We start from the raw sequence: 11,249 nt of genomic DNA, 5'->3' as shown, positions 1-11,249 counted from the left end.
GCCCTGCCTCCGTCTCCCGCCCCCCCCCCCCCCCCCGCCGCCCCCCCCGGTGCCCCCGCCCGGGGGCCCCGCCCAGCCGGGGGCCACGACGCGACCGGCCCGCGACATCTCGGGCCACGGGGCCGGCCGAGCGCGATCCGGTCGGCGAACTGGCCGACTCCGACGCCCGGTTGACAGAACACACGCACGCCGATTCCAGTAGGTCCGCCCCGGCGGGCCTACGTCACGCCTCGCGGAGATCCGCCACGTAAGGCGCGTGGGACAGGAGTCCGCCGTCGACGCGCAGGGTGTGCCCGGTGACGAAGGCGGACTCGTCGGAGGCGAGGAACACGACCGCCGACGCGACGTCCTCCGGCCGGCCGAGGCGCGGGGTGAGGTGATGGCGGAGCATCTTCTCCCGGATCGCCCCGTGCGCCGAACCGGCGCTCGCCGGTGTGACGATGAACCCCGGGGCGATGGCGTTGCAGCGCACACCCTGCTTGCCGTACTGGGTGGCGACGTACTTCGTGAGGTTGATCAGGGCGGCCTTCGATGCGCCGTACGCGGGATTGCGCAGGTCGCCCGCGAGTCCGGCACCGGAGGAAGTGTTGATGATCGAGCCGGCGCCGCGCGCGATCATGTGCGGGACGGCGGCCTGGATCGCGACCATGGTGCCGCGCAGGTTGATCCGCATGGTGTCGTCCCAGACCGCCGGGTCGGCCTCCAGGACTGCGAGGTCCTTGCGGGCGGCCAGGTGGGTGGCCGCCGCGTTGTTGTGCAGGACGTCGAGGCCGCCGTAGGTCTCAACTGCCGTGGCCACCATGGCCCGTACGGAGTCGATGTCGCCCAGGTCGACCTGGACCGCGGTGGCTGAGCCGCCGGCGGCACGGATCTCCTCCGTGACCGCCTTGGCGCCGTCGAGATTCAGATCCGCTACGACCGTATGGGCACCCTCGGCCGCCAGGCGGCGGGCGGTGGCGGCGCCGATGCCGGACGCGGCTCCGGTCACGATCGCGATCCTGTCGTCGAGTCGTCCCATGACTCAACCACCTTTCTCAGTCGGTGAGTTCGCTGCCGACGACGGAGACGAAGGAGACGCATTCGCCGGGGCCGCCGCCCAGGTTGTGGGTGAGGGCGAGGGTGCGGCCCTCGGCCACGGACGCGACCGTCCGCTCGGGCGGTGCCTCGCCGCGCAGTTGGAGCCAGGCCTCGAACATCATGCGCAGTCCGGAGGCGCCGATCGGGTGGCCGAAGGCCTTCAGGCCGCCGTCCGGGTTGACCGGCAGCGAGCCGTCCAGGTCGAAGGCGCCGCTGGTGACGTCCTTCCAGGCCTGTCCGCGCGCGGAGAAGCCCAGGTCCTCCATGAGCACCAACTCCGTTGGTGTGAAGCAGTCGTGGACCTCTGCGAGGGCGAGTTCGGCGCGCGGGTCGGTGATGCCCGCCTGCCGGTAGGCCTCCTGGGCGGAGACGACGACCTCGGGGAAGGTGGTGAAGTCGTAGTCGGGGTCGAGGAGTCCGTCCGCCGGTCCCGCGACGAAAGACAGCGCCTTCACGAAGATCGGCTTGTCCGTGTACTTGTAGGCGTCCTCGGCGCGTACGACGATCGCCGCCGCCGATCCGTCGGAGACCCCCGAGCAGTCGAACACACCGAGCATGCCCGCGACGATCGGCGCCGACCGGATGCGCTCCAGCGGCACCTCCTTGCGGAACTGGGCGCGGGGGTTGCGGGCGCCGTTGACGTGGTTCTTCCAGGCGATGCGGGTGATGACGTCCTTCAACTCCTCTTCCGCCAGGCCGTACTTGGCCGCGTAGGCGGGGGCGAGGAGGGAGAAGTTCGCCGGGGCCGTGATCTCACCGCGGCTGTCGTCGCCCGCACCCGGCATGGATGTGCCCGAGAGCCCGGACATACCGGAGTCCTTGAGCTTCTCCACGCCGACCGCCATCGCCACGTCGTAGGCGCCCGAGGCGACCGCGTAACAGGCGTTGCGCAGCGCCTCGGAGCCGGTCGCGCACATGTTCTCCAGGCGGGTGACCGGCTTGTACGGCAGGTGCAGCGGGCGGCTCAGGGTCAGCCCGGAGACTCCGGAGGCCTGGGTGCCGAGCCAGAACGCGTCGATGTCGTCGAGCGTGATGCCGGCCGAGGTGACGGCCTCGCCGACGGCGTCGACCAGCAGGTCGTCCGCCGAGCGGGTCCAGTGTTCACCGAAGGGCGTGCAGCCCATGCCGACGATCGCGACCCGGTCCCGGATTCCGTGCGAGCTCATACGGCTGTCCCCTCGGTCTCGCCCGTGCGCAGCGGCCGGGCCTTCCAGAAGTAGTTGTGGACTCCGGCGGCGGTGACCGTGCGCCGGAAGGTCATCTCGACCCGGGCGCCGATGACGGCGTCGGCCTCGGTGGCGTCGGTGAGCTGGCAGCGGAAGCGGCCACCGCCGTCGTAGTCGACGACCACGACGAGCATCGGCGGGCTCGGGGTGTGGGCCAGCCGGTCCACGGTGAACGTGGCGACCGTCCCGGGCACGTGCTCCATCGGCTCGTCGGTCATGGCGTCGACGCTCCTGCAGGACGTGCACACCCGGTCCGGCGGCAGATGCCGGGTCCCGCACTTCTCGCAACGGGACGCGACGAAGCCGTACTTCCAGCTGTTGCGGCGGTGCGCGGGCGGGGCGTACGGCGGCTCGGGGTCCGGCCGGCGGGGCGGCTCGCGGTCGAGGAGGCCGCGCCAGGAGAGGTAGGTGGCGTACGGCATGGGGGCGCTGCCCGCGGCGATCTGTGCGGCGACCGGGCGGGCGGCGCGGTGCGCGGGGAGGGCGTCGGTGGTGCGCAGGAGCAGGACTCCGGCGCCGTCGCCGAGGACGACGAGCGCGATGATCCGGCCGGGTTCGGCCCGGTCGAGGACGTCGGCGAGGAGCAGCCCGGGCTGTGCGGTGCCGGCGTTGCCGATCTCCGCGGTGAGGTCGACGGTCGCCGCCTCGGGACGTACGCCTGAGGTACGACGCACCGTCGCGCACGCGCGCGCGTGCAGGCCGGAGACGATGAGATGGTCGACGGCGTCGCGGTCCAGGCCCGCCTGGTCGAGGGCGGCGCTCAGCGCCTTGTCCGCGAGGGACACGTAGATCTCCTCGGCGAAGCGCTCCTCCCAGACACGGGAGGCGGGGGCGCCGGGCAGTCGCCAGCGGTCGAGTATCTCGTCGCTGACCGTGTCGTGGGCGAGCAGTTCCGCGAGCACGGGGGCTCCGTTGCGGTGGCCGCCGAAGGCGAACGCCGCCGCGCCGTCGCCTCCCGCGCTCTCCTCGCCGCCGCCGGGCAGGCCGGTGCGCAGGTCGGACAGGACCGCGAGGGTCGGCACCGGGGAGCGGGCCGCGGTGACCAGTGCGCCGAGGCCGGAACGGACGGAGCCCGCCATGTCGACGGCGAGGACGTGTGGGTCGAGGCCGAGCGCGGCGTGGACGGCGGTCGCGTTCGTCTTGTCGAGGTAGGCGGGCGCAGCGGTGGCAAGGAACAACTGGCCGATGCGGGGGCGCAGTCCGTCCCTGACGAGGGCGCCCCGGGCCGCCTCCACTGCCATCGAGGTGGTGTCCTCGTCGTAGCCCGCGACTGCGCGCGTGCCCCGGGACGGGGTCGTCCCGAGGGTGGCGGCGATATCGGCACGGGCGAGGCGGTGGTACGGCACGTAGGCGCCGTATGCGATCAGTCCGGGCATCAGCGTCCTCCCTTGGCGTCGGTGGTGTGGGTGGGCCGTTCGAAGACCGCTGCCAGGCCCTGTCCGCCGCCGAGGCACATGGTCTCCAGGCCGTATCGGGCCTGGCGGCGGTCGAGTTCGCGCAGCAGGGTGGCGAGGATGCGGCCGCCGGTGGCGCCGACGGGGTGGCCCAGCGAGATGCCGGAGCCGTTGACGTTGAACCGCTCGAAGTCGGCCTCGGTCAGGGCCCATTCGCGGGTGCAGGCGAGCACCTGGGCGGCGAAGGCCTCGTTGAGTTCGATCAGGTCGATGTCGGCGAGCTTGAGTCCCGCGCGGTCAAGTGCCTTGGCCGTGGCGGGTACTGGGCCGATGCCCATCGTCTCCGGGGGCACGCCCACGACGGCCCAGGAGACCAGGCGGGCCAGGGGGCGCAGGCCGAGTTCGGCGGCGCGCTCGGGGTGGGTGACGACGCAGAGGGCGGCGCCGTCGTTCTGTCCGCTGGCGTTGCCTGCGGTGACGGTGGCCTCGGAGTCCTGCCGTCCGAGTACGGGGCGCAGGCTCGCGAGTTTCTCCAACGTCGAGTCTGGGCGCGGGTGTTCGTCGGTGTCGACGACCCTCTCGCCCTTCCGCGTCCGTACGGTGACCGGCACGATCTCGTCGGTGAAGCGGCCCTCGCGCTGGGCGGCGACCGCCTTCTCGTGGGAGCGCAGGGCGAGTTGATCCTGCTCCTCGCGGGGGATCGCGTACTCGCGCCGCAGGTTCTCAGCGGTCTCCAACATCCCGCCGGGGACAGGGTGGTTGACGCCTCCCGAGGTGACCCGGCCGCGAGCCAACCGGTCGTGCAGGGTGGTGCCCGCGCCGCGTACACCGAAGCGGACGCCGGTGGTGTAGAACTCCGCCTGGCTCATGGACTCCACTCCCCCGGCCAGCACGAGGTCGCTCGCGCCGGTCTGCACCTGCATCGCCGCCGTGATGATGGCCTGCAGTCCCGAGCCGCAGCGGCGGTCGATCTGCAGTCCCGGCACCTCGACCGGCAGACCGGCGTCGAGGGCGGCCACGCGGCCGATCGCCGGCGCCTCGCCGTTGGGGTAGCACTGGCCCAGCAGCACGTCGTCGACGGCGGCGGGCGGAATTCCGGTGCGGTCCAGTACGGCGCGAACGACGGCGGCGGCCAGCTCGGTCGCCGGTACGTCGCGGAAGACGCCTCCGTAGCCACCGACGGGGGTACGCACGGGTTCGCAGATCACCGCGTCACGCAGGAGGGCGGGCATCGGCCAGGCCTTTCGTAAGGGGTCACATGTACCGGCCGCCGGTCACCTCGACCACGGCTCCGGTGACGTAGCTCGCCATGTCGGAGGCGAGGAAGAGGACGACCTGGGCGACCTCGGCGGGTTCGCCGGCGCGGCCCAGGGGGATCTCGGCGAGCTTCGCGTCCCACGCGGCGGGCGGCATCGCCTCGGTCATGGCGGTGCGGATCAGGCCTGGCTGTACGGCGTTGACGCGGATGCCCGCCTTGGCGAGTTCCTTGGCGGAGGCCTTGGTGAGGCCGACGAGTCCGGCCTTGGCGGCGCTGTAGTTCGTCTGGCCGAAGTTGCCGACCTTGCCGGCGATGGAGGAGATGTTGACGATGCTGCCGCCGCGTCCGTGCGCGCGCATCGCCTCGGCGGCGTGCCGGGTGCCGTTCCAGGCGCCGGTCAGATGGACGTCGACGACCGCGCGGAAGTCGGACAGGGCCATCTTGCGCAGGGTCGCGTCGCGGGTGATCCCGGCGTTGTTGACCATGACGCCTACGGGGCCGAAGGTGTCGGTGCAGTGGGCGACCAGGGCGGCGACCTCGTCCTCGTCGGTGACGTCGCAGCGCAGGGAGGTGGCGGCGACGCCGTTCTTGGCGAGGCGTTCGGCGGCTTCTGCGGCGGCGTCCTCGTTGATGTCGCCGAGGACGACGGACGCGCCTGCGGCGCCGAGGACTCCGGCGATCTCGAAGCCGATGCCCTGTGCGCCGCCAGTGATCACCGCGTTGCGGCCGTCCAGCAGTCCCATGTCAGCCCGCCCTTGGCTCGACGCCGTCGTCCACTATTCCTTCTAAATAGATAACCTATTATGCTGAAACAATCAATACAGCGATCGGCTGGGGCGAGCGAGGCCGGGCGAGGAGAGCACACGGGTGGACATCAGCTATCCCGCGGAGACCGAGACGTTCCGCACCGAGGTCAAGGGGTTCCTCGCCGAGTCGCTGCCGCCGGGCTGGAAGGGCATCGGCGCCCTCGCTGAGGAGGCCGCGTGGGCCTTCGCCCGGGACTGGCGGCGCCGGCTCGCCGAGCACCGCTACCTCTCTCTCACCTGGCCCGAGCAGTACGGCGGCCGTGGGCTGTCCAAGCTCCACCAGGTGGTCCTGACGGAGGAACTGGCCCTGGCCGGTGTGCCGTTCGGGCTGCCACAGGACACGTTCGGCGTGAAGATGCTGGCGAACACGCTGTTGCGCTGGGGGACGGACGAGCAGCAGAGCCATTTCCTGCCGCGCATCCTCAGCGGCGAGGACACCTGGTGCCAGGGCTACTCGGAGCCGGACGCGGGCTCGGACCTCGCCTCGTTGACGACACGTGCGGTCCGTGACGGCGACGAGTGGGTGATCGACGGCCAGAAGGTGTGGACGTCCGGCGCCCACCACAGCGACTGGATCTTCGTCCTGGCCCGCACGGACCGCGACGCGCCCAAGCACCGCGGCATCTCATTCCTCCTCGTCCCGCTGGACCAACCCGGCGTCGAGGTACGGCCGTTCCGCATGATGAGCGGCCAACTCCACTTCAACGAGGTCTTCTTCAACGGCGCCCGCACCCGCGCCGACCTCGTGGTGGGCGGCGTCGACAACGGCTGGACGGTCGCCCAGAGCCTGTTGGGCGTGGAGCGCGGGGAGGAGGCGGCGACCAACCCGATCCTGTTCCGGGCCGAGGTGCAACGCCTGGTGGAACTGGCCCGCCTCTACGGCAAGGACCAGGACCCGGTCATCCGACAGCGGATCGCCTGGTGCTGGTCCAAGGTCGAGATCATGCGCTATCTCGGCTACCGGATTCTCACCGGCTGGCTCAAGGGCGCGGAACCGGGCCCCGAGTCGTCGATCGCCAAGCTGTACTGGAGCGAGTACCACACGAAGGTCACCGATCTCGCGATGGACATCATGGGCCTGCACGCCCAAGTGCCGGTAGGCCGCCCGCCGTTGCGCACCTACCGCACGGACGACCCCGGCGCCGCGAACTCCTCGGCGTCCTGGTCGACGACATATCTGATCGCCCGCTCCGGCACGATCTACGCGGGCACCTCGCAGGTGCAGCGGAACATCCTCGCGGAGAAGGTGCTGGGGCTGCCGCGGGAGCCGAGGGCGACGACTGGTTGAGGCGAGGCCGGCGGTGGCTGGTCGAGGTCGGTCCAGGGACGGCTGGTTGCGGCAGGTTCGACGGCGGGGCAAGGGCGGTTCAGGGACGGCTCGTCACGGCGAGTCCGGCGATGGCCGGTCAAGGCCGGTTCAGCGACTGCTGGTTACGGCGAGTTCCGCGGCGGCCGGTCAAGGCCGGTTCGGGGACGGCTGGTCATGGCAAGTTCCGCGGTGGCTGGTCGAAGCCGGTTCGGCGGCACCCCAGGGCGCGATCAGTCACCGGCTGCCGTCGTGCCGGTCGGCTCCAAGTAGGCCGGGCCCGGGGCCGATTCCGCATCCGCGCGGTCGGCCGCGACCACCCCGCCCCCGCCTTCAGGCAGCCGCACCTCAGCCCCGCGGACTCAGTCGCGCGCCTCGAACGTCCCAAGTCCCGGAACCGGACGCGGCCCGGTCCCCGGGCGCCAGCCCGCGTCCAGCTTGCGCAGGCCCACGCCGTCCGGGGCCCAGATGTGGCAGCTGTTCAGCACCCCGGCCGTGGCGCGCGGGCCGTTGGCGGGGTCGCCGGCGTCACGGCGGCGCGCGTTGGCCGACATCGCCGCCTGGACCACGGCGGGGCCGAGCACCCGGGCCAGTTCATAGAGGTGGGAGCAGCCCAGGACGCCGCGGAACCGCTCCTGGATCGCCCGGTTGTATCCGGCGGCGACGCCGAGGCCGATCAGGCTGTCGAAGACCGGGGTGATGAGCGGGCACTCGGCGTGCGGGAACGTCAGCATGTCCGCGTCGGCGGCCACAATGGTCATGTCCGCGAGGCGGACCCGCACAGCCAGCATCATCCGGTGGATGTCGGCGACCTCGGGCTCGGCCCATGGCCGCTCGTCCCGCAGCTCCGCCTCGACGGAGATCTCCTCGGCGCCGGGCTCCTGGTGGGCGGTGACCGTGATGGTGCGGCGGTGCAGCGGGAGCTCGGCGCGGCTCACGACGAGGCCTCCGCCGGCTCGGGCGCGCTCTCGCCCAGCCCGGCGAAATCAGGTGGCCGGCGTTCGATGAAGCTGCGCACGCCCTCGCGGTAGTCCGGGGCGCGCTTCGCCGTGGCCAGCAGCGCCGCGGCGGTGTCGCGGCTCTCGGTGAAGCTTCTCGCCTGGTCGTCGGCGAGCTGCCGCTTGATGAGGGACATCGCGTACGGGCTGACCGAGCGCGCGAGTTCCGTGGCGTACGCGAGCGCCGCCGGGAGCAGGTCCTCCGGCTCGACAAGACGGTTGACCAGGCCCATCGCCTCCGCCTCCGTGCCAGTGACGCGACGCGAGGACAGCAGCAGGTCGCTCGCGTTGCCGTAGCCGACGAGCCGGGGCAGGAGCCACGAGACGCCGTCCTCGGCCACCAGTCCGCGTGCGCTGAACGCGGCGGCGAACTTGGCGCCGGGCACGGCGAACCGCACGTCGCACATGAGCGCCTGGTTGAAGCCGATGCCGGCACAGGCGCCGTTGACCGCCGCCACCAGGGGCTTGGGAAACGACATGGGCCGCGTGCGCGGCGGCAGCCGGTCGGTCGGCCACGGGCGTGCGCCCGAGGACGCCCCGTCCAGCACGCTCATGTCCATGCCCGGGCAGAAGCTCCGTCCCGCGCCGGTGAGGACGACGGCCCGTACCGCCGGATCCGCCTCGGCGCGGTCGAACAACTCGTTGTAGAGCAGCTCCATCTCCAGCGTCCAGGCGTTGTGCCGCTCGGGCCGGTTCAGGGTGAGCAGCATGACTCCGTCGCCGGTCAGCTCGCTGAGGATCACCGGGGCCGCATGCTCGTTCATCGAGGTCACTCCCAGAGCCCGCGTTGGCTTTATAGCTAGATGAATCATCTATATACCCAACCATGGCCCGGGCACCAGATCGGGTTCCGCAGAGGAAAGATCATCCAGACCTTGACCTGGTACCCTCGATGCACTAAGACGATTCATTTTGCTATATGACGGAGGAGCCCGCCGTGGCCGAGGCAGCCCGCGCAGAAACGCCCATCGTGCCCGTCCCCGCGCGTGGCCGCGTCGGACGTCAGGTGCGCGTCCCGAAGACCGCCGAACTGGTCGCCGCGGAGCTGCGCCGCCAGATCGTACGGGGCGAGCTGAAGCCCGGCGACGCGCTGCCGCCGGAGTCGGGACTGATGGAGCAGTTCGGCATCTCGCGGCCGACGCTGCGCGAGGCGTTCCGCGTCCTGGAATCGGAGTCGCTGATCACCGTGCGGCGCGGCGCGCACGGCGGCGCCCGGGTGAGTGCGCCGGACTCCGATGTCGCGGCTCGCTTCGCCGGCCTGATCCTCGAATACCGCGGCGCCACGCTGGGCGACGTCTACCGCGCGGCGGCCGTCATCGAGCCGCCGTGCGTGCGTCAACTGGCCGCCAAGCACACGGCGGACGACATCAAACGACTGCGCGACGCGGTGGCGGCCGAGAAGACCGTCCTGGACGACCCGCTGGGTCTGGTCGAGGCCCAGGACACCTTCCACGCCCTGCTGGTCGAACTGACCGGCAACCAGACGCTGATCCTCCTGTGCGGCATGCTCCGCAACATCATCGACCGGGCCAACGCCTCCTACACCGCGGCGGCCACCGACGCCGAGACCCAGAAGGCACAGGCCCTCAAGGGGCACCGGGCCCACGTGCGCCTGGTCGGCCTGATCGAGTCCGGCAAGGCCGACGAGGCCGAGAAGCTGTGGCAGCGCCACATCAGCGGCGCCGACGACGTGGTGAACGGAGCCGGCCCCAAGACGGTCCTCGAACTCATCGACTGACCGGGCGGACCCTCATCGCCCGACCGGGCGGATAGAGGATCACCGAGCCGTTCCCACTCTCACCCCTTGCGTCTGCGAAACAGTTAGATAATTATAGTAGACGTACTGAATAGATCTGGGGTCCGGAGGCGACGGCCATGGCCGAACAGCGCAAGCGAATCTTCGACTGCGACCAGCACATGTACGAGGAACGGGACTCCTTCACCCGCTACCTCCCGAAGGAGTTCCTCGGCCAGGCGGTGGCCCCGGTGACGCTCCCGGACGGCCGCGAGGTCATCCTGGCCGGTGACCGGATCGTGGTCTGTCTGGAGCCGGAGTTCGGGCAGGTATACCGGCCCGGCTCGCTCAAGGAGATGCTCAAGGCGATGGCCTCGGGCAACCCCGACGAGACGTACCAGTTCGAGCCGATGCACGAGTCGTACCAGAACCGCGAGGCCCGGCTGCGCGTCATGGACGAGCAGGGCCTGGACCAGACGATCATCTACCCGGGCGGCTGGGCACTGGTCGCCGAGGAGTACGTGCAGGGCGTCGAGCCGCTCTACGCCAACTACCACTCGTTCAACCGCTACATGAACGAGGTGTGGGGCTTCAACCACCAGGACCGCATCTACTCCCCCGCGCTGCTGTCCCTGCGCGACCTGGACCACGCGGTCAAGGAACTGGAATACGTCCTGGACAAGGGCGCCCGGTTCATCATGCTGCCGACGGGGCCGCAGTACGGCCGCTCACCGGGCGACCCATACTTCGACCCGTTCTGGAAACTGGTCAACGAGGCCAAGGCCAGCGTCTGCTACCACATCAGCGAGTTCTACTACAACTCGCACGTCGCCCCCGCCTGGGGTCATGACGCGAGCCCGATCCACTTCCGGATGTCGGCCTGGCAGTGGATGAACACCTACGGCCAGCGCCCGATCGAGGAGACGCTGTCCGCGCTGATCTTCGACAACCTCTTCGGGCGCTTCCCCGACATCAACGTCCTGGTCTCCGAGTTCGGCGCCGAGTGGGTGCCCCACTTCGTCCGGCACATGGACAAGAGCCGCGGCATGGGCCGCAACGGCCCCTGGATCGGCGGCCAGTTGACGGAGCGCCCCAGCCAGGTGTTCCGCAAGCACATCCGTGTGGTGCCCTACCCGGAGGACGACATCCCGAGCCTGGTCAAGCGGCTCGGCTACCACGAGTCGATCGTGATGGGCTCGGACTTCCCGCACGCGGAGGGCATCGCCAACCCGGCCGACTACCGCAAGCTCCTCGCCGAGCTGGACGAGTCCGTCCAGGACGACATCATGTACAACAACGCCCAGCAGCTGATCAGCCGCTGAGCCCCGAAATGCCCCCGCCTGGCGGGGGGGCGGGGGGCCAAAAAACCGGCCCCCCCCCCCGGGGCGGGGGGTGTTTGTTAACCCGGCCCCGGCGCCCCGCGGGGGGTCGGGGGCACGGGGGGGACGG

General features: G+C 71.0%; 10 protein-coding genes. 3 read left to right on the top strand and 7 right to left on the bottom strand.

The features are described 5' to 3' along the window. Positions 1 to 223: 223 nt before the first annotated feature. The 5 genes from ACFXC1_RS09875 to fabG are packed head-to-tail and all read right to left on the bottom strand — an operon-like array spanning position 224 to position 5,698. Positions 224 to 1,018, bottom strand: a complete 795-nt coding sequence (locus ACFXC1_RS09875; RefSeq protein WP_381241098.1) for an SDR family NAD(P)-dependent oxidoreductase — start codon at positions 1,016 to 1,018, stop codon at positions 224 to 226. Positions 1,019 to 1,034: 16 nt separating this feature from the next. After that, a complete protein-coding gene (locus tag ACFXC1_RS09870; RefSeq protein ID WP_381241097.1) occupies positions 1,035 to 2,243 on the bottom strand; it encodes an acetyl-CoA acetyltransferase in 1,209 nt (402 codons plus the stop codon). Continuing rightward, a complete protein-coding gene (locus ACFXC1_RS09865; protein WP_381241095.1) occupies positions 2,240 to 3,679 on the bottom strand; it encodes an OB-fold domain-containing protein in 1,440 nt (479 codons plus the stop codon). The genes ACFXC1_RS09870 and ACFXC1_RS09865 overlap by 4 nt, the downstream gene beginning before the upstream one ends. Then, entirely contained in the window at positions 3,679 to 4,929 is a 1,251-nt protein-coding gene (locus ACFXC1_RS09860; RefSeq protein WP_381241093.1) for an acetyl-CoA C-acetyltransferase, read from the bottom strand. Before ACFXC1_RS09860 ends, ACFXC1_RS09865 begins: the two co-directional genes overlap by 1 nt. A 22-nt stretch (positions 4,930 to 4,951) precedes the next feature. Further along, complete coding sequence (gene fabG, locus ACFXC1_RS09855) at positions 4,952 to 5,698, bottom strand: 3-oxoacyl-ACP reductase FabG (RefSeq protein WP_381241092.1); 747 nt, start codon at positions 5,696 to 5,698, stop codon at positions 4,952 to 4,954. Between the two features lie 124 nt (positions 5,699 to 5,822). Between fabG and ACFXC1_RS09850 the strand changes: the two genes are divergently transcribed. Continuing rightward, positions 5,823 to 7,049: an acyl-CoA dehydrogenase family protein gene (locus tag ACFXC1_RS09850; protein WP_381241090.1), complete on the top strand. Its 1,227-nt coding sequence runs from the start codon at positions 5,823 to 5,825 to the stop codon at positions 7,047 to 7,049. Between the two features lie 380 nt (positions 7,050 to 7,429). Here ACFXC1_RS09850 and ACFXC1_RS09845 read toward each other — a convergent pair whose 3' ends face one another. Further along, positions 7,430 to 8,005, bottom strand: coding sequence for a DUF2889 domain-containing protein (locus ACFXC1_RS09845; RefSeq protein WP_381241089.1), 576 nt, complete (start codon positions 8,003 to 8,005; stop codon positions 7,430 to 7,432). Then, complete coding sequence (locus ACFXC1_RS09840; protein WP_381241088.1) at positions 8,002 to 8,829, bottom strand: enoyl-CoA hydratase-related protein; 828 nt, start codon at positions 8,827 to 8,829, stop codon at positions 8,002 to 8,004. Before ACFXC1_RS09840 ends, ACFXC1_RS09845 begins: the two co-directional genes overlap by 4 nt. A gap of 155 nt (positions 8,830 to 8,984) precedes the next feature. Here ACFXC1_RS09840 and ACFXC1_RS09835 point away from each other — a divergent pair, with 155 nt between their 5' ends. After that, complete coding sequence (locus ACFXC1_RS09835) at positions 8,985 to 9,803, top strand: FadR/GntR family transcriptional regulator (protein ID WP_234467670.1); 819 nt, start codon at positions 8,985 to 8,987, stop codon at positions 9,801 to 9,803. Positions 9,804 to 9,940: 137 nt separating this feature from the next. Continuing rightward, complete coding sequence (locus tag ACFXC1_RS09830; protein ID WP_093631399.1) at positions 9,941 to 11,122, top strand: amidohydrolase family protein; 1,182 nt, start codon at positions 9,941 to 9,943, stop codon at positions 11,120 to 11,122. Positions 11,123 to 11,249 lie beyond the last annotated feature (127 nt).

Origin of the sequence: Streptomyces hokutonensis, assembly GCF_042751305.1 — a bacterium.
GTDB lineage: Bacteria > Actinomycetota > Actinomycetes > Streptomycetales > Streptomycetaceae > Streptomyces > Streptomyces hokutonensis_A.
This window is presented reverse-complemented; position numbering and strand designations above follow the sequence as displayed.

Coding starts and splice junctions, on each gene's coding strand:
- ACFXC1_RS09835 (WP_234467670.1), top strand. CDS start 8,985: ATGACGGAGGAGCCCGCCGTGGCCGAGGCAGCCCGCGCAGAAACGCCC.
- ACFXC1_RS09840 (WP_381241088.1), bottom strand. CDS start 8,829: ATGAACGAGCATGCGGCCCCGGTGATCCTCAGCGAGCTGACCGGCGAC.
- ACFXC1_RS09865 (WP_381241095.1), bottom strand. CDS start 3,679: ATGCCCGGACTGATCGCATACGGCGCCTACGTGCCGTACCACCGCCTC.
- ACFXC1_RS09860 (WP_381241093.1), bottom strand. CDS start 4,929: ATGCCCGCCCTCCTGCGTGACGCGGTGATCTGCGAACCCGTGCGTACC.
- fabG (WP_381241092.1), bottom strand. CDS start 5,698: ATGGGACTGCTGGACGGCCGCAACGCGGTGATCACTGGCGGCGCACAG.
- ACFXC1_RS09830 (WP_093631399.1), top strand. CDS start 9,941: ATGGCCGAACAGCGCAAGCGAATCTTCGACTGCGACCAGCACATGTAC.
- ACFXC1_RS09875 (WP_381241098.1), bottom strand. CDS start 1,018: ATGGGACGACTCGACGACAGGATCGCGATCGTGACCGGAGCCGCGTCC.
- ACFXC1_RS09870 (WP_381241097.1), bottom strand. CDS start 2,243: ATGAGCTCGCACGGAATCCGGGACCGGGTCGCGATCGTCGGCATGGGC.